Consider the following 18,580-nt stretch of genomic DNA (forward strand, 5'->3'; position numbering starts at 1 on the left):
GCGGCATTGTATAAACTAATCAAAAACTACTGCGATTTTCAAAAATAGGGCTTATCTTTGCAGCCTTGTAAAAACATAAACAATTTAGAATGAAACGTGTAGTTGTTGGACTTTCCGGAGGAGTAGATTCAAGTGTTGCTGCCTATTTATTGCAGCAACAAGGATATGAAGTTATTGGCCTTTTTATGAAAAACTGGCACGATGATTCGGTTACGATTTCTAATGAATGCCCATGGTTAGAAGATAGCAATGATGCTTTATTGGTAGCGGAAAAACTCGGTATACCGTTTCAAACTGTTGATTTAAGCGAAGAATACAAAGAGAAAATCGTTGATTATATGTTCAACGAATACGAAAAAGGAAGAACTCCAAATCCGGACGTGCTTTGTAACCGCGAAATCAAGTTTGATGTTTTTATGAAAATCGCTCTAAGTCTTGGAGCCGATTATGTGGCGACCGGGCATTACTGCCAAAAAAGCGAAATTGAAGTCGACGGAAAAACGGTTTATCAATTAGTTGCCGGAAATGATGTGAACAAAGATCAGTCGTACTTTTTGTGTCAGTTGTCTCAGGAACAATTATCCAAAGCATTATTTCCAATTGGAGCATTGACTAAACCTGAGGTTAGGGAAATCGCTGCTGAAATGGAATTGGTTACGGCCGAAAAGAAAGATTCACAAGGGCTTTGTTTTATTGGTAAAGTACGTTTGCCGGAGTTTTTGCAGCAAAAATTACAACCAAAAGAAGGTCTTATTGTTCAGATTGATAAAAACGACCCAATCTATACGATTGAAAAGCCGGAAGGAATTTCTCTGGAAGACGAATTGAAAGTAGAATCTCAAAAACTAAATTATCTTCCAACGATGGGTAAAATAATGGGCAAACATCAGGGAGCACATTATTTTACAAACGGACAAAGAAAGGGCTTAAATGTTGGCGGTACTACAGATCCATTATTTGTAATTGCTACGGATGTTGATACGAATACCATTTATACCGGTTTAACGAGTAATCATCCGGGCTTATTCAAAAAGGCATTGTTTGTGGGGAATTCTGAAGTACACTGGGTTCGCGAAGATTTGAAATTGAAGGAAGGTGAGCAAATGGAAGTGATGGCAAGAATTCGTTACCGTCAGCCACTACAGAAAGCAATCTTGTATCAGTTTGAAAACGGAATGTATGTTCGCTTTGAGGAAGCTCAGTCCGCCATTACTGAAGGTCAGTTTGTAGCGTGGTATTTAGAAAATGAATTAGTTGGTTCGGGAGTAATTTCTTAGCTTTATACTTTTTTACGGAGGTTTCACCTTTAAAAAAGTAATCATGAAGCACTATTTTGTCTTTTTGTTGTTGATTTTTTCTTCCGCGGTGTTTTCGCAGGAAGAGGCATGGGTATACTTTAAAAACAAACCCAACGCACAGGCATCTCTTAATGCTCCGCTTACAATTTTGACACAGCGTGCCTTAGATCGAAGAGCCAATCAAAATATTGCGTTAGATCTTACCGATGCACCTGTAGAGGACTCTTATATCAATCAGGTTAGATCGAGTTCGGGGATAACTATTATGGCAAAATCGAAATGGCTAAATGCACTTCATATTAGAGGAACTCAAACCGATATTACAGCACTTACAGCGCTGTCATTTGTCGATAAAGTGTTTTTTGCCAATAAAAATCTGAATACAACTGCTAAAAAAGTAACTGAGAATAAGATAAGTCAGGTAAAAGACAAACTGAAATCAAAAACGGATTATGCGTACGGAACTTCAGGAGGGCAGATAGAAATGCTGAATGGAAAAGTGCTGCACCAACAGAATAAAACCGGCTTAGGAAAAGTAATTGCCGTTTTAGATGCAGGTTTTCCGGGAGTTAATACAACTTTACCGTTTAAGAAATTAATCGATAATAATCAGATTTTAGGAGGGTACGATTATGTCAATCGAAATGCCAATTTTTATTCAGGAGACAGCCACGGAACAATGGTACTTTCGACAATGGGCGGTTATAAAGAAAATGCTCTGGTAGGTACTGCTCCTGATGCTTCGTATTATTTATACATCACCGAATATGATCCTACTGAGAATCCGGTAGAAGAATCGTATTGGGTAGAGGCAGCAGAAGAAGCAGACCGTGTAGGAGCTGATATTATTACAACTTCTTTGGGGTATTTTGAATTTGACAATCCAAACTACACGCATGCGTATAGCGATATGAACGGGGTGACTAATTTTATCTCCCGTGGTGCCGAAATGGCTTTTAATAAAGGAATAATCGTGGTGGCTTCGGCAGGAAATGAAGGAGCTACAACTGAACCTCATATTGGAGGACCTGCAGATGCTGTTTCAGTAATTACAGTAGGTGCTGTAACTTCTTCAAAAGTTAGATCAGGTTTTAGTTCGATAGGACCAAGTTATGACGGAAGAATTAAACCGGATGTTATGGCACAAGGTACGGCTGCTGTTGTATCTGATAGCGGGGGGAATATTACAACAATAAATGGAACTTCATTTTCTTGTCCAATTATGGCGGGAATGATTGCTTGTTTATGGCAGGCTTTCCCATCCAAAACGAATAAGGAAATTAGGCAGATGATATTGCAGTCTTCTGATCGATATACGGCACCAAATAATAATTATGGTTACGGAATTCCTAATTTTGGAGCCACTTTAGGAGTGGAAGATTTCAAGTCTTTAGGGGAAGTTTTTTCTGTTTTTCCAAATCCAACTAAGACTGCGATTTCCTTTTTGTTTGAAAACAGTACCGCTTCTGTTTCTGTGTACTCTGTTCTGGGGCAAAAGCTAATCGAAAAACAAATTACAAATCAAAACCCTATTCTTTCTGTTGAAGGACTAAAAAGCGGATTGTATTTTTATACTTTTGATGCAGATGGTCTTCATAAAACAGGAAAGATAATTAAACAATAATTACATTTTTGAATGAACAGAATTACACAACTTTTTAAGATCAAATACCCAATTATTCAGGGAGGAATGATCTGGAACAGCGGTTATAAATTAGCAGCAGCAGTAAGTAATGCGGGAGGTTTAGGTTTAATTGGAGCAGGTTCTATGTATCCCGAAGTTTTACGTGAACATATTCAGAAATGCCAAAAAGCGACCAGTAAGCCATTTGGAGTTAACATTCCGATGCTGTATCCCAATATCGAAGAAATAATAAATATTGTGGTAGAAGAAGGAGTGAAAATTGTTTTTACTTCGGCAGGAAATCCAAAAACGTGGACTTCGTTTTTAAAAGAAAAAGGAATTACAGTCGTACATGTAGTGAGCAGCACTGTTTTTGCTTTAAAAGCGCAGGAGGCTGGTGTTGATGCTATTGTCGCCGAAGGATTTGAAGCAGGAGGACACAATGGACGTGACGAAACGACAACCTTAACTTTAATCCCGATGGTGAAAGAGAAAGTTCTGATACCTCTTATTGCTGCAGGTGGAATTGCAACAGGCAGAGGAATGCTTGCTGCAATGATTTTAGGAGCCGATGGTGTTCAGGTGGGAAGTCGTTTTGCAGCTTCGATCGAATCCTCGGCACATGATAACTTTAAAGAAACGATCGTTAAGGTTAAAGAAGGAGATACACAACTAACTTTAAAAGAACTGGCACCTGTTCGATTGGTTAAGAATAAATTCTATCAGGACGTTCAGGAATTGTATGAAAAATGTCCTTCAAAGGATGATTTGGTACAGCTTTTAGGAAGAGCCAGAGCTAAAAAAGGAATGTTTGAAGGAGATCTTGAAGAAGGAGAACTTGAAATAGGTCAAATTGCAGGATTAATTCATGAAATTTTGCCGGTAGAGCAAATTGTTCAACAAATGATGTCCGATTTTGAAGCTGCCTGCCAGGAAAAGGCTAAATTTGAGTTCTAAATTACCCCCAAGAAATACAATATGAATTCTATACGCACTTTTATACTTTTATCTTTTTTGGGACTTGGTTTACAGCAAACTTTTAGTCAGTCTTACCAGTTCAAAACATCGGGTTTTAGTGTCCTGGAGAAAAATGAAAAAGGCAAATGGGGAGAATGGTCCGATCTTGATTTGGTTAACCTTTCGGTAATTTTGGATACCAATAAACACAGAATTGTGGTCTACTCGCAGGAAATACAGCTTTTTAGTATTTTGGATTACATGGAGAGGGAAGAGAATGATACCGATATTGTCTATTCTTTTATGTGTAAAGACAATGACGGCAAAGCCTGTAAATTATCTATCATCACCCGAAAAAAACAGGATTTCCGCAAACAGCTTTACATCAACTACAACGACCGTATTATTGTGTATAATATGGTTAGTGTGTAGTTTGAGGTTCTGAGTGGCTAAGGTTCTAAGCTACTAAGTTAGTAAACTTTCTTAGAGTCTTATCAGCTTAGAATCTCAGAACCTTAGTTACTTAGAGCCTTAGCAACTTAGAGCATTAGCATCTTTCTCTTAAGAATCAATATCCTTAATAAACTCATCATGCTTCTGAGAAAACGATGATAGCAAAGCCTGTAAGTTATTTATCATCACCCGAAAAAAAACAGGACTTCCGCAAACAGCTTTATATCAACTACGACGACCTCATTATTGTGTATAATATGGTTAGTGTGTAGTTTGAGGTTCTGAGTGGCTAAGGTTCTAAGCTACTAAGTTAGTACACTTTCTTAGAGTCTTATCAGCTTAGAATCTCAGAACCTTAGCAACTTAGAGCCTTAGCAACTTAGAGTCTTAGTATCTTTCTCTTAAGAATCAATATCCTTAATAAACTCATCATATTCCGGATAAAACATCTCAAGAGTTAATATGTTTTCTCAGAACCTTAGCCACTTAGAGTCTTAGCATCTTTCTCCTTAAGAATCAATATCCTTAATAAACTCATCATGCTTCTGAGAAAACGATGATGGCAAAGCCTGTAAGTTATTTATCATCACCCGAAAAAAAAACAGGACTTCCGCAAACAGCTTTATATCAACTACGACGACCTCATTATTGTGTATAATATGGTTAGTGTGTAGTTTGAGGTTCTGAGTGGCTAAGGTTCTAAGCTACTAAGTTAGTACACTTTCTTAGAGTCTTATCAGCTTAGAATCTCAGAACCTTAGCAACTTAGAACCTTAGCCACTTAGAGCCTTAGCCACTTAGAGCCTTAGCATCTTTCTCTTAAGAATCGATATCCTTAATAAACTCATCATATTCCAGGTAAAACATTTCCAAAGCATGCATTTTTTCGTTAAAGAAATCGAAAATAGTATCCCAGTTATTGCGATTACTAAATCCAACCCCTAATTTTTCGATCCAAATTCGACTGATCGTTTTACCGCTTTCAAGAGTGTAGTTTTTTTCGAAAACCAAATCTTTAATGAATTCTTCCTCCAGTATATTTTTTAATGCTTCAATTTTTTCAAAGTAAGCATTTCGTTTTTCATCGCTTCTTTGTTCGATATCAATTAGAACCTGTGCTTTTTTATTATCTACATAAAATTTAAAGGAAAAATCTTTAATTTTGGTATCGTAAAGTACCCATTTACGAGGATATTTTTCGGCGAATGCCACCCAGAATTCTCTTTTTATCTTTTGTGATTCTTCTTTACTGTACATTTTTAAGACTTGATTTTAGAAAACTTGTAGAACCGCGTTTTCTAGACTATATTTATATTTTATTTAAAAGTACAAAAATAAACTTTGCTTATGGATTTTCAAGACTTTTTAGAATATGTTCCTGATTTAATTCCGGCAGTATTGCCGGCGGAATTGGCTCATATTAAAATGGCTCCAAAAGAACGCCTCGAAGCCTTGAAGAATCTTGATTTGAAAGATAAAAATCCGCGTATTGCAGCGGTCATGATGTTGTTTTATCCAAAAAACAATAAAACACATCTCGTATTGATTGTCCGAAATGCATATAATGGAGTTCATTCGTCTCAAATTGCTTTTCCCGGAGGAAAATATGAAACGACTGATGCAAATTATGAAGAGACTGCTTTGCGCGAAACACATGAAGAAGTAGGCGTTGCACCTGAAAGAATAGAGCTAATCAAACAATTTACACCTATGTATATTCCGCCAAGCAACTTCCTGGTGCATCCTTTTTTAGGTATTTCCAAAGAAGAGCTTTTATTTTATCCGGATATCAGAGAAGTAGCGAGTATTATAGAATTACCGCTCTCTGTTTTTTTGAATGATGAAATTGTTATTGAAGTCACATTATCAACTTCTTACGCAAATAACGCTTTAGTTCCCGCATTTAACATACAAAATCATATCGTTTGGGGAGCAACTGCCATGATATTGAGTGAACTGAGAGATGTTTTAAAAACGACTTTTGACAAAAAAACATAAAGAATAAAAATTAACAATTTGATATTCATAGTGCTACCGGTTTATTTTAGAAATTGTTTTGGAGGATCGGTAAAAGAATAATTTTTGTAAGTTTGCGTCCTAATAAAATAATACAATTGACAGCTATGGGATTGTTTAAACGAAATCCTTTCGGACATATATTATTCATCAAGAAATGGTTGATCCGTATTTTGGGAGCCATGACTCACCGAAGATATAGAGGTTTTAATGAATTGCAGATCGAAGGATCGGAAATAATTAAAACGCTTCCGGATACAAATGTTTTGTTTATATCGAATCACCAAACCTATTTCGCTGATGTTGTAGCGATGTTTCATGTGTTTAACGCAAGTTTAAGCGGACGTCAGGATACTATTAAGAATATCGGATATTTGTGGCAGCCGAAAATGAATATTTATTATGTTGCTGCCAAAGAAACCATGCAGGCTGGATTATTGCCAAGAATTTTGGCTTACGTTGGAGCAATTACAGTAGAAAGAACCTGGCGTGCAAAAGGTGTTGACGTTACCGAAAAACGTGATGTTAACCCAAATGACACCGAAAATATCAGAATTGCACTCGAAGATGGCTGGGTAATTACATTTCCGCAAGGCACCACGAAGTCATTTAAACCAGTTCGTAAAGGTACGGCACATATTATAAAACAGCACAAACCTGTAGTAATTCCAATTGTTATTGATGGTTTCCGTCGTTCTTTTGATAAAAAAGGACTACGACTGAAAAAGAAAGGAATTTTACAGTCTTTCATCATCAAAGAACCTCTTGAGATTGATTATGAGAACGATACCATCGAAGAAATTGTTGAAAAAGTAGAGTATGCTATTGAACAACATCCTTCATTTTTAAAAGTTATTCCAACCGAAGAAATCAAAGTACAGGAAGAACTTAATAAAATGAGAAGATGGGATTACTAGATATTTTAGATTTCTGATTTTAGATTTTAGATTGCTTTTTTTTTGTTTCAGGGTTTCAAGTTTCAAAATAAACTTAGTAACTTGGTTTCTTAGAGCCTTAGTTTCTTAGCACCTCTTATCAGAAATCAATTTTCTTCAACTCCTTATAATTTGCATATAACCTGCGCAGCAGCGTTCCGTAAAGCAATCTGTAAATCCCCCAGAAGATTCCGAAAAGAACCAGTACAAGCAGTACCAGTGCGCCGATTGAGAACAGCATTGCTTTTCCATTTAAGGCTAATTTTTCTCTAATAATTGCCATATCCGGATTGTAAACGTACCCGATGAAAAAGCTGAGGATAGACGAAACGACAAGCATGCCTAAATTGTACCAAACATAATATTGAACCGTTTTTCGGGTTTTTAGTATGCTGCTCATTAGTAGTTTGGTAGAAACAGTAGTAGTTATGGTTTTATAGTTTTTATAGAAGAAGTAAATAAAAACAAAAATCACGACATAATTAAAATACATTAAAATGTCCATAAATAAGATAATCTCAGGATGATTCATCTTTTTTAAATCAGCGTCCACATTTGAAAAGTAATTTGACAAAGTCCAAAACAATACTTCCAAAATGCTGATAATTAAAATCCACTTCACGATTGAAGACGACTTTTTGTGAATCATTTTGTAGATTTCCTTTTCCGATATTTGTTCAAAAGAATCCGAGTTCTTTTTCCAGTCTTTTTTTAATAAATCCAGTTCTTTCATAATAATTTTTAAGGATTTAGTATTTTTTTAAGTTTCCCTTTAATTCTGTTCATTTTCACACGAGCATTCACTTCGCTGATTCCTAAGGTTTCTGCTATTTCTTGATAATCTTTGTCTTCTAAATACATAAAAACTAATGCTTTTTCGATGTCATTAAGCTGGTAAACCGCTTTGTACATCAATTTAATCTGTTCTTCTTCTTCATAATTGTAATCAACATCTTTTATAAAATGCTGATGACTTTCATATTCTACGGTTGATACGGTTCGTTTAGTTTTTCGGTATAAGGTAATAGCGGTGTTTAAGGCAACTCGATACGTCCAGGTCGAAAATTTGCTGTCGCCTCTAAATTTTGGATACGCTTTCCAGAGCTGAATGGTGATTTCCTGAAACAAATCTTTGTGAGCATCTTCGCCGGCAGTATATAATCTACATATTTTGTGGATTATATTCTGATTTGCCTGCAATTGCGCAACAAATGACTGTTCTAGATTTTCGCTCATAAATGTATTAGTAGTGTTGCAATCTATTTTGTTACAAGGTACTGTTTATTTTTTTTTGGTTGCCACAGATTATAAAGATTTAAATGGATCCTTGTCTTAAATCTGGGGTTAGGGTTGTCTGGAATTAAGGGCAGCTGAAAAAAGGTTTTTTAATTCCGGTAAACAGTGGCTGCAAACTTTGATATAATTCATGGTAAAACGTTACAATGCTCTGGTTTTGTAGTAATTCACCATCAAATCTACAAATTTACTATAACTCTCCAAGCCGTCTTTCTGATGATTCATTTTTAAAAAATTATCATAGAAAACGTGAAAACCCTTATCAATAAAAGTATCATATTGTTTCCAGAAATCCTGGCTTTCCTGATAGTTTTTTAGAATTCCCGGATGGATTTGTTTTTTTAATTGTTTAAAAATAGTTTCATTTTTAACCTGCCAGATTCCTAAACAATAGCGCAGAGCAAAGCTGTAGCCGGAATATTTATAATACAAATTATCATTTTTAACCGAAGCCAGAACCCCAATAAAATTGCACTCACTTTCGCTGGCAAATCCCATTTGATGTGCCATTTCATGACAGGTCGTTACAGGAAAATTATACAGAGGTAATAAATCATTGACCTGAGCTTCATTAGTGAACGGATTAAGATAACCTCCAAACCCCATATAAGTTAATGGCAGACTAAAGAGCGATTTTTTAACGCTGGGAATCTCATAGCTGAAATAGTGGTATTCTTTTGCCAGATTTTCATATCCGTTTAAGTTCATTCTAAAAGCTTCATTTTGAGTGTATGGGAAGACAATTTTAGCGCTGTCGTTTTTAGTTATAAGAAGTTGAATTTCGTTTGTTTTTGAGATTAATTTCTTTGTAAAAACTAATAAGTCGGCGTCACTATATTCTTTTGTGATTTCCATTTTTTCGAATAGAGGTTCGCGATAATAATTGAAAGCCCAAAGGAGATGGAAAAAAAAGTAAAAAATTGAAATTTTACCCAGCATCGTTAAAACATGATCTTTCCAATTTGTTTTCCATGTTTTTCTAATCTTCCAAAACCAGCTTATCGCAGATAAAATTAAAATAGCATAAATACAATCGCCTACGGAGAATGAAATTTTGCCTAAAAGCATTCTGGAAAAATGTGAGATTCTAACGTATAAGTTATTGCTGTAGAACCCTTCCACAAAATCAGGAAAGAAGGGGAGAATTTTTAAAAGGATAATCTGAACAACAAGAAATAGGGGTAAGATGTATTTCGATTTCACAATTTTAGTTTTGAATTACGTAAATATAAATACAATATTAGAACTAAAAAAGAGACGTTTTGCGGAATTTGTTTTTTAGCCATCAGATTAATGCTAATTCGTGAAATTTGTGACGAAAAAAGCATTTAAACTTTGTAACTTTGGGGCACTTAATTGTTAAACTACAAACAAAAATATAATGAGTCAGGAAATAAGAAATCTGGAACCAAAGGCGCTATGGAATAAGTTTGCCGATTTAAATGCCGTTCCACGTCCGTCAAAAAAAGAAGAACGTGTAATTGAATTTATGAAAGACTTTGGAAACAGCTTAGGTTTAGAAACTTTTGAAGACGAAATTCGAAATGTAATCATCAGAAAACCGGCAACTCCGGGAATGGAAAATCGCAAAGCAATTGTAATGCAGGGGCATTTGGATATGGTGCACCAAAAAAATGCAGATACTGTTTTTGATTTCGATACTCAGGGAATCGATATGTATGTTGATGGTGACTGGGTTCGTGCGCGTGGTACAACACTTGGTGCGGATAACGGATTGGGAGTAGCGACAATTATGGCAATTTTAGAAAGCAAAGATATTCCGCATCCGGCAATAGAAGCTTTGTTTACAATTGATGAGGAAACCGGAATGACCGGAGCTTTAAATCTTAAAGGAGGTATTTTACAAGGACAGATTCTTTTGAATTTAGATACAGAAGAAGATGATGAGATTGATATCGGCTGTGCTGGAGGAGTTGATGTAACTGCTACAAGAACTTATAATGAAGAAGAAGTTCCGGAAGGATCAGTAGGGCATATCATTACCGTAAAAGGGCTTAATGGAGGTCATTCAGGTATGGATATTAATAAAGGATTAGGGAATGCAAATAAGATTATGAACCGTTTGCTGTTTGATGCTTTTGAAAATTTTGGATTGCAGGTAGCGGAGATTAATGGAGGAAGTTTAAGAAATGCAATTCCGAGAGAAAGTGTTGCCAAAGTAATTATTTCTGAAATGTTTGATGAGGCGTATATTTTTGATATGCAGGAAATCATCAATGATATTAAGACAGAATACAAAACGACTGAACCTAACTTATCTATTGAAATCGTAAAATGCGACTTACCGGAGAAAGTAATGGATTTAGGGGTTCAGGAAGGTATTATTCGTTCTATTTATGCGGCTCATAACGGAGTATACAGAATGAGTGCCGATATGGACGATTTGGTAGAAACATCAAATAATATTGCGAGAGTAATTGTAAAAGATGGTGAAATAACCATTGGATGTTTAACACGTTCTTCTGTTGAGACTTCAAAATTTGACTTGGCTAATGCTTTGCGTTCTGCTTTTGAATTGGTAGGTTGTGAAGTGGAACTTTCGGGTTCTTACCCAGGTTGGACGCCAAACGTAAATTCTGAAATCTTAGATACTTTGGTTGGAATTTATGAGAAACAAAATAACGAGAAACCTAAAGTAGTAGCTTGTCATGCAGGTTTGGAGTGCGGAATTTTAGGAACAAACTATCCGGATATGGATATGATTTCTTTTGGCCCGACTATTCACGGGGCGCATTCTCCTGATGAGAGAGCGAGTATTTCATCGGCTCAGAAATACTGGAAATTTGTATTGGAAATCCTTTCGAATATTCCGGTTAAATAGTAAGTTATAGTTATTCAGTCACAGTCTCAGTATTCAGTTTTAAAGAACTGCAAACTGAGACTGCAAACTGAGACTGTAAGCTGAGACTGCAAACTGAGACTGCAAACTGAGACTGTAAACTGAGACTGCAAACTGAGACTGCAAACTGAGACTGTAAACTGAGACTGTAAACTGAGACTGCAAACTGAGACTGCAAACTGAGACTGCAAACTGAGACTGTAAACTGTGACTGCAAACTGCGACTAAAAATTAATCTCGCTTAGGCGAATTTTTCTTTTCCCTTTTTTCTTCTTTCTTTTCTTTAGCCGTTTTTAGCGGTTCTTTTTTTGCTGTTTTCTTAGCATCCTGACCTTTTGACATAATTTTCTGTTTTAGTTATTTGATTGATACATTGATAAAAGTAAGAACTATTTTTATTATTTATTAGTTGTTTTGCTGATATACTTCAACAGAGTCTTTGGTAAGTCTTTCTTTTAGCCACAATTTCATTTTCTGTTTGGTATCTGAGTCCATTTTTTTCTTGCTTTGAAAAAGAACTACAGGGATTATTTTCGATTTATTGGGTTCTTCTTCAAAATTGTAATTGCCAATTTTTAAAGACGTAACAGCGGGGAAAAGTATTTTTGCTTCGTTGTTAATCTGTGTAGTGTTGAATTGGTATTGTGCCAATTGATTTCGAAGACTATTGATCAAGATGTCTTTTTGATCGACCACACTTTGATTGCTGTTAATTTGATTCATGATGTCTTTTCTTAGATTGACAGTGTCTTGTCTGATAATCAATTTAGTGTTTGGAAGATCATATTCGGCTAATTTTTTATTAAGATCGATGATTTCATTATCGGTGAATTTTTTGGCTAAAAAAGCCAGCTCAATTCTTTTAGGAGCTGTGCTGTATTTGATTTTTTTATAAATAATAGGATAGTCCTTATCGAGGAATTCCTTTTGTATAAAAAACTCGGTTCTGGAAGTGTAGCTTTTTTGAACATACAATTGATAAGCAAAATAGATGCTAGGTACAATTAATAGTGAAATGAGTAGTGTAATACCATATTTTACTCTCTTTTGCTGTTGTAGATCCAGTTGTTTTGTAACGGGATAATTTAAGAACTTTACAATCACAAAAGTGGCAATGCAAATGAATACGCAGTTGATGGTGTAGAGGTAAAGGGCACCAAAAAAGTACGCATAATTTCCAAGTGCCAGTCCGTAACCGGCTGTACAAAGTGGTGGCATAAGGGCTGTCGCAATTGCTACACCCGGAATTGGATTTCCTTTTTCTACTCTGGTTACGGCAATTACACCTACTAAACCACCAAAAAAGGCGATAAGAATGTCATAGATATTTGGAGAAGTTCTGGCTAGTAATTCGGATTGTGCTTCTTTAAATGGACTAATATAGAAATAAATAGCCGAAGTGGTTAAACTTACAACTGTTGCAATCAGCAGATTTTTCATTGACTTTTTCAGGAGTTCAAAATCATACATTCCCAAACCAAAACCGGCACCAACAATAGGCCCCATTAAAGGCGAAATAAGCATGGCGCCAATGATAACCGCTGTAGAGTTAACATTTAGTCCCACAGAGGCAATAATAATGGCGCAGGCAAGAATCCAGATGTTGGATCCTCTAAAAGAAACCGCGCCGGTTATGTTTTCGATTACCGATTTTTTATTTTCTTCTCCTTTCTGAAGATCGATAAAATTTAAAATTTTCTGGGTAATATCTGTCATGGTATTCACGGTATTATTTGATGTAAACGGGATCCTTAATAGTAGTAGAATGTCCAATTTACTCAAAAAAACAATGAAAACCTTCAATTATTTGAAGAAACTACGGTTGGCAAAGTTATTTGACCCGATTATAGAATAAAAAAATCCCCAATTTTTAAAATTGAGGATTTGGTATATTTTAAGCTAAGAGTAATTTTTTAATTCCTTTTTAATACTTTATATTGTTCGTAACATCCGCTAATAGCATCCATAATCTGTAAATCATTTGCTGTTTGTATAAAGGAATCTGAATAGTTACAGCGTTGTAGAATTTCGGGGATTTCGTCTTTGCTGATTCCTAAAAGTACAGAGACGGTTTCACGATCAAATTTTGATTCTAGCAGCGTACGAACGGTATCGTCCTTTCGCATTTCCTTCAGCTTCTTGAGCTCTTTCGCATTTTTACCAAAAAAATTGTAGAGCATGTCGGCGGGGTTGAAGATAGAGCCCAATACTTTGCCGAAGGCATTTGGAGAATATTCACCAGCTTCATATCCCTGTGTAAGACCGGAAATGCTATAACGGTAATTTTCTTTGGTTGGAATTAATTTTGAATCGACTTCAAGGTAACCGGTTAAATTAAAAGGAGCAATAATTACTTCTTCCAGGGCAATTGCTTTTTCGGTAAGCTGAATTCGGGTTACTTTATTTTTAATCCAGTCATTGGTTACTCGGACTCTTAAAGACTGAAAACCTAAAATCGAGAAGTGAATAGTGTCGTTAAGCTGAACATCAATTTCAAAATACCCTTTAGCATCAGATTTTGCACCACGTACTTTGTTTGTGTTGATGATATTTACATTAGAAAGAGGTTGTTTGCTATTATCGTTGATAATGTAGCCTGAAACTCTTTGTGGAACGGCAGACTCAGTGTCCTGCGCAAAACCGATGGCTGATAATAGTGTGAAAAAGAAAACTGCGAAATATTTCATATCCTGATTTAAAGTTCTAAAAGTAGTAAATCACGATTAAATATTTTGTAGTCTTCGAATATAATTATAAGAAAATTAACAAAGGCAACGGTGTGACTTTGGTATTTAAATAAAAAGGGATAGGGAAGATTAGATTACATGGTTAAGGGTGGCAAAACTCATCTGTAGAGAGGCAGGATTTAATAAAAAAAATCCCAAATTCCAATGATGTTCGGAATTTGGGATTTTGTATTTTAAGATATTAAAGTATTAATCTCTTCTTGGTCTTCTTGGTCTTGAAGAATCACCAAAGCTTTCAGAGCGTCTTGGAGCTCTGTCTGAACTTCCTTCGCTTCTTGGAGCTGAGCTTCTGAAACCACCTTCTCTTCTTGGGCCAGATGAATTTCTGTCGCTTCTGAAACCACCTTCTCTTGGAGCAGAGTTTCTGTCACTTCTAAAGCCACCGCCTCCAGAACCTTCACGTCTTGGGCCAAAACCTCCAGAACCTTCGCGTCTTGGTCCAGAACTACGTCCACCACCACTTCGTCCGTTATGATCACGTCTTCCGCCACCGTCATTTTTAGAAATCTCAACATTAATACGACGTCCTTCTAATTGTACGTTGTTTAATACTTCCATTACTTTATCAGTATGCTCAGGATCAGTGTTAAAGAAAGAGAAACCTTCTTTTACATCAACTTTGAAAACATCATCACGACCTAGGTCTAATGTTTCTTTCAGGTAATCTTTAAGGGTCATCCAATCGAAGTTGTCTCTTGAACCGATGTTTACAAAATAACGAACAGCTCCGTTGTTGTTGAATTCTCTTGGTTCAGAGTCGTTTCTTTCGCGTCTTTCACCTGATTGAGTTGAAATGTCTCTGTTCTTTTTGTAATAAGCGATGAAACGGTTAAATTCTACCGATACCATTTTCTTAATCAATTCTTCTTTAGATAAACCTTCAAGAACATTATTGATTGCTGGTAAATAGTTGTCAATTTCGTGATCAACTTCAGTATCTTTAATTTTGTTTGCTAAGTGTAATAATTGAATTTCGCAGATTTCGATTCCGGATGGAATAGATTTCTCTTCGAATTTTTGTTTGATGATTCTCTCGATAGAAGAAATTTTACGCAACTCACTTTTTGTAACAATTACAATAGAAGTTCCTAATTTTCCAGCTCTACCGGTACGACCTGAACGGTGGTTGTACGTTTCGATTTCATCAGGTAATTGGTAGTTCACAACGTGTGTTACGTTATCAACATCGATACCACGTGCAGCAACGTCAGTAGCAACAAGCATCTGAATTTGTCTTCCACGGAACGATTTCATTACACCGTCACGTTGTGCCTGAGATAAATCCCCGTGCAACGCAGCAGCGCTATATCCATCTTCAATTAATTTTTCGGCTACAGCCTGAGTATCTCTTTTAGTACGACAGAAAACCACAGAAAAAATGTCCGGGTTAGCATCGGCTAAACGTTTTAAAGCTTCGTAACGGTCACGTGCATTTACTAAGTAAAATTCGTGAGAAACTGTTGCAGAACCTGAATTTTTAGTTCCAACTGTAATTTCTAATGGTTCGCTCATGAATTGTTTTGCAATTCTGGCAACCTCTTGTGGCATTGTTGCAGAGAACAACCATGTGCTTTTTTCGTCTGGAGTATCTGATAAAATAGAGCAGATATCGTCATAAAATCCCATGTTTAACATTTCGTCAGCCTCATCAAGCACACAGTAATCTATGTTTTTAATGTTAACCAATCCTCTGTTAATCATGTCTTGCATTCTTCCCGGAGTAGCCACAATAATTTGTGCTCCTCTTTTTATTTCTCTTGCTTGCTCTGTAATACTAGCCCCGCCGTAAACTGCTACAACATTAATACCTTTCTCGTATTTTGCGTAGTTTTTAAGTTCGTTGGTAATCTGTAAACAAAGTTCTCGTGTTGGCGATAAAACTAATGCTTGTGTGTTTCTATTGTCAGCATCAATCTTTTGAATTAGCGGAAAACCGAAAGCTGCCGTTTTCCCTGTCCCTGTCTGAGCCAACGCAACCATATCTGTGTCTTTTTCCAATAATAGGGGAATCGCCTTTTCCTGTACCTCTGACGGATTTTCAAATCCTAGATCTAAAATCGCCTTCAGTAACGATTCATTCAATCCTAATTGTTCAAATTTATTCATATGTGTATTTAAAATAGGGTGCAAAATTACTGTTAATTATTCAGATAAACTAATGCTCTTTTAAGAATTATGTATTTGTTATGATTTGATTATCAAAAAGTTATGTTTAGTGTAAAATCATTTTTACCAGAAATAGAATAATTCTTCAAAAAAAAACGTCACGAAATATCAATTTTGTACTCTAAAATGTTGTATTTTAAACAATTATTTGGTTGAATTCAGAAAATCAATTAGTTGCTGAGTTGCTTTTCCACGATGACCTATGGTATTTTTTACTTCTCGTGGTAATTCAGCAAATGTTTTGGTATAATTTTCAGGTTGAAAAATTGGATCGTACCCAAAGCCTTCATTTCCTGTTTTTTTCAAAGCGATACTTCCTTTTACAATTCCGGTAAACAGATGCTGTTCTCCTTTTAAGTTTAAAGTGATAACGGTCTTGAACTGGGCGCTGCGATCCGATTGGTCTTTTAAGGCCTCTAAAAGTTTATTCATATTGTCATCGTCATTGCGTTGCTTGCCTGCATATCGGGCTGAATATACTCCTGGTTCACCATTTAAAGCAGTCACTTCTAAGCCTGAATCGTCAGCAAAACAATCGTATCCGTATTTTTCAGTTACGTAATTGGCTTTCAAAATGGCATTTCCTTCAATGGTGTCTGCTGTTTCTTCTATGTCTTCAAAACAGCCAATTTCTTCAAGACTTACTATTTTTATGCTTTCAGGAAGAATACTTTGAATCTCTTGGATTTTATTTTTGTTGTTTGATGCGAATACGATTTTCATAGGTAGTATAATTTAAAATAATTTTTTCGATGATAAAAGCAGTTACAATTCCTAATGTGTAGGCAAGAAGGTCGCTCCATAAAAAGCCTTGTCCCAGAACATATCTGCCAAAAAGAGTTTTCCTAAGCATAATAATCCAATCTGCCTGATAAAGCTGAAGAAATTCTATTCCGTAGCAAATGGCCAGTGAAATTATCGCAGTCACGAAGTTTTTTTGGTTAAAAAAGAAGATTCTGACTAATACATACATCATGACGGCATACAGCGCATCTCCAAAATAGAGTGGAATGATTGCAATTTTTCTGGAGAGAATTCCACAGCAAATCACACAAAGAAATGCAAATAGGTAGTAGATTCTTGGCTTTTTCAATTTTGACATGGTATTTTGAGTGGAACAAAGATAGGAATAAGGAGGAAAATAGTAAGCGTTTTGGACAATTGAAGAGTTTGAATAGGGTTGTTTTCTTCCAGTTTTAGAAATTAGAGAGATTATTATTATCTTGAGATGCTTTTAGAGCTTAATGAATTGTAAAAAAAATAAAAAACAGGATGAAGAAAATAATACCAACCTTATTTGCTGCGGCCTTAGTAATGTCATTGGTTAGTTGTAAAAATACCAAGCAAAAACTCCAGGAATATGTAGTTACCTATAATAAGAGTACAGCCAAGAGTTTTCATGAAGAAAACATAACGCTTACTACGGCAAGAGGTTATCTTGAAGAGGGTAAAATTGAATTGAGGTTTGAAACCAATCTAAAAGAAAATGAATCTAATAAATCGGCAGCTGTTTCGTCATTTCCAATTTTGTTGAAAAAAATGATAAAAGAGAACAAAATTCCTCAGGAATTGATCGAAGAAGGCGTAAGGTTTGATACTTACTTTTTGGCTGATGACAATACAGTTTTGGCAAAAGAGGTTATAAATAAAGAAGCCCTTCCGATCTTGTTAAAATAATAACAATAGTGGATAGGGCTTTTATTTCTTTAAAAGCTTTTATTTTTAGAGGTACATTAGATATACTCTGATTTTGCTATTGTCATAGTTGTAGGTACCATCCTCGTTTCTTGGGCCAAGAACAGATGGAAGATTTACTTCAAATGTCCAGCTTGATCCAAGTGTTAATCCGTTAACGGCACGAATTTGAGTTCCTCCGGCTCCTAATGCAAAATGAAAGAAACCGCTTGAATTGATACGATAAAAGCCAATAGCAGTTCCTGCAGGAATTGTTTCACCTGTCCACTCTCTCTGTGTAGTGAATTTCTCCACCCAGTGTTTACCTGTAATGGTTTCCATTTCGCGGAGTGAAATTTTTGTGGGATGTAGTAAATACTGAACGTATGCAACGGTTTCGTAGCAAACGCCATTGATGTATTCTGAAACATTTTTAAATCCGTGAATAAAATCATTTGCAAGATTTTCTTTTTGATGGTGATCAAGCATTTCTATGCGATAGCCTTTGGGTGTTAATTGCATTGATTAATTTGTTTAGTTAGGTTAAAAGATTA

At 35.7% G+C, this 18,580-nt stretch carries 18 protein-coding genes; 8 read left to right on the forward strand and 10 right to left on the reverse strand.

Annotated elements, in window-relative coordinates; all coding sequences use genetic code 11:
• Window positions 1-89: 89 nt before the first annotated feature.
• From mnmA to LNQ34_RS15890, 4 genes are read left to right on the forward strand one after another with little or no spacing between them, the layout of a single operon-like run.
• Window positions 90-1,277 (forward strand): tRNA 2-thiouridine(34) synthase MnmA, encoded by a 1,188-nt coding sequence (gene mnmA, locus LNQ34_RS15875; protein WP_202701848.1) that lies wholly within the window; start codon window positions 90-92, stop codon window positions 1,275-1,277.
• 43 nt (window positions 1,278-1,320) lie between these two features.
• Complete coding sequence (locus LNQ34_RS15880; protein ID WP_230000423.1) at window positions 1,321-2,922, forward strand: S8 family serine peptidase; 1,602 nt, start codon at window positions 1,321-1,323, stop codon at window positions 2,920-2,922.
• Window positions 2,923-2,934: 12 nt separating this feature from the next.
• On the forward strand, window positions 2,935-3,879 hold the full coding sequence (locus LNQ34_RS15885; protein WP_230000424.1) for an NAD(P)H-dependent flavin oxidoreductase: 945 nt from the start codon (window positions 2,935-2,937) through the stop codon (window positions 3,877-3,879).
• A gap of 21 nt (window positions 3,880-3,900) precedes the next feature.
• The gene (locus tag LNQ34_RS15890; RefSeq protein ID WP_202701845.1) at window positions 3,901-4,311 is read left to right on the forward strand and encodes a hypothetical protein; all 411 of its coding nucleotides are present in this window, start codon (window positions 3,901-3,903) and stop codon (window positions 4,309-4,311) included.
• 840 nt (window positions 4,312-5,151) lie between these two features.
• Here the strand turns inward: LNQ34_RS15890 and LNQ34_RS15895 are convergent.
• Window positions 5,152-5,589: a DUF4268 domain-containing protein gene (locus LNQ34_RS15895; RefSeq protein ID WP_230000425.1), complete on the reverse strand. Its 438-nt coding sequence runs from the start codon at window positions 5,587-5,589 to the stop codon at window positions 5,152-5,154.
• 90 nt (window positions 5,590-5,679) lie between these two features.
• Here LNQ34_RS15895 and LNQ34_RS15900 point away from each other — a divergent pair, with 90 nt between their 5' ends.
• On the forward strand, window positions 5,680-6,330 hold the full coding sequence (locus LNQ34_RS15900; RefSeq protein ID WP_230000426.1) for an NUDIX hydrolase: 651 nt from the start codon (window positions 5,680-5,682) through the stop codon (window positions 6,328-6,330).
• Between the two features lie 125 nt (window positions 6,331-6,455).
• Complete coding sequence (locus tag LNQ34_RS15905) at window positions 6,456-7,265, forward strand: lysophospholipid acyltransferase family protein (RefSeq protein ID WP_202701842.1); 810 nt, start codon at window positions 6,456-6,458, stop codon at window positions 7,263-7,265.
• Between the two features lie 118 nt (window positions 7,266-7,383).
• Here LNQ34_RS15905 and LNQ34_RS15910 read toward each other — a convergent pair whose 3' ends face one another.
• From LNQ34_RS15910 to LNQ34_RS15920, 3 genes are all read right to left on the reverse strand, one after another.
• The gene (locus tag LNQ34_RS15910; RefSeq protein ID WP_202701841.1) at window positions 7,384-8,016 is read right to left on the reverse strand and encodes a hypothetical protein; all 633 of its coding nucleotides are present in this window, start codon (window positions 8,014-8,016) and stop codon (window positions 7,384-7,386) included.
• Window positions 8,017-8,024: 8 nt separating this feature from the next.
• On the reverse strand, window positions 8,025-8,519 hold the full coding sequence (locus LNQ34_RS15915) for an RNA polymerase sigma factor (RefSeq protein WP_089481356.1): 495 nt from the start codon (window positions 8,517-8,519) through the stop codon (window positions 8,025-8,027).
• 201 nt (window positions 8,520-8,720) lie between these two features.
• A complete protein-coding gene (locus tag LNQ34_RS15920) occupies window positions 8,721-9,782 on the reverse strand; it encodes a DUF3810 domain-containing protein (protein WP_230000427.1) in 1,062 nt (353 codons plus the stop codon).
• A 178-nt stretch (window positions 9,783-9,960) separates the two neighbouring features.
• On the opposite strand from LNQ34_RS15920, the gene LNQ34_RS15925 reads away from it, so the two are divergent.
• Complete coding sequence (locus LNQ34_RS15925; RefSeq protein ID WP_230000428.1) at window positions 9,961-11,421, forward strand: aminoacyl-histidine dipeptidase; 1,461 nt, start codon at window positions 9,961-9,963, stop codon at window positions 11,419-11,421.
• A 423-nt stretch (window positions 11,422-11,844) separates the two neighbouring features.
• Here the strand turns inward: LNQ34_RS15925 and LNQ34_RS15930 are convergent, their stop codons facing one another.
• The 5 genes from LNQ34_RS15930 to LNQ34_RS15950 form a co-directional block, all read right to left on the reverse strand.
• Window positions 11,845-13,155, reverse strand: a complete 1,311-nt coding sequence (locus tag LNQ34_RS15930; protein WP_202701838.1) for a DUF389 domain-containing protein — start codon at window positions 13,153-13,155, stop codon at window positions 11,845-11,847.
• 197 nt (window positions 13,156-13,352) lie between these two features.
• A complete protein-coding gene (locus LNQ34_RS15935) occupies window positions 13,353-14,126 on the reverse strand; it encodes a carboxypeptidase-like regulatory domain-containing protein (RefSeq protein WP_202701837.1) in 774 nt (257 codons plus the stop codon).
• 249 nt (window positions 14,127-14,375) lie between these two features.
• Entirely contained in the window at window positions 14,376-16,292 is a 1,917-nt protein-coding gene (locus LNQ34_RS15940) for a DEAD/DEAH box helicase (protein ID WP_202701836.1), read from the reverse strand.
• 204 nt (window positions 16,293-16,496) lie between these two features.
• A complete protein-coding gene (locus LNQ34_RS15945) occupies window positions 16,497-17,075 on the reverse strand; it encodes a non-canonical purine NTP diphosphatase (RefSeq protein WP_202701835.1) in 579 nt (192 codons plus the stop codon).
• Window positions 17,041-17,454 carry a ribosomal maturation YjgA family protein gene (locus LNQ34_RS15950; RefSeq protein ID WP_230000429.1) on the reverse strand — a complete coding sequence of 138 codons (414 nt, stop codon included), beginning with the start codon at window positions 17,452-17,454 and terminating at the stop codon, window positions 17,041-17,043. The genes LNQ34_RS15945 and LNQ34_RS15950 overlap by 35 nt, the downstream gene beginning before the upstream one ends.
• Before the next feature lie 170 nt (window positions 17,455-17,624).
• On the opposite strand from LNQ34_RS15950, the gene LNQ34_RS15955 reads away from it, so the two are divergent.
• Window positions 17,625-18,029, forward strand: a complete 405-nt coding sequence (locus tag LNQ34_RS15955) for a hypothetical protein (protein ID WP_230000430.1) — start codon at window positions 17,625-17,627, stop codon at window positions 18,027-18,029.
• A gap of 45 nt (window positions 18,030-18,074) precedes the next feature.
• On the opposite strand, the gene LNQ34_RS15960 is transcribed toward LNQ34_RS15955, so the two are convergent.
• On the reverse strand, window positions 18,075-18,548 hold the full coding sequence (locus LNQ34_RS15960) for a hypothetical protein (RefSeq protein WP_202701833.1): 474 nt from the start codon (window positions 18,546-18,548) through the stop codon (window positions 18,075-18,077).
• Window positions 18,549-18,580: the final 32 nt, after the last annotated feature.

The organism is Flavobacterium lipolyticum, assembly GCF_020905335.1.
In the GTDB taxonomy this organism is placed as follows: Bacteria; Bacteroidota; Bacteroidia; order Flavobacteriales; family Flavobacteriaceae; genus Flavobacterium; species Flavobacterium lipolyticum.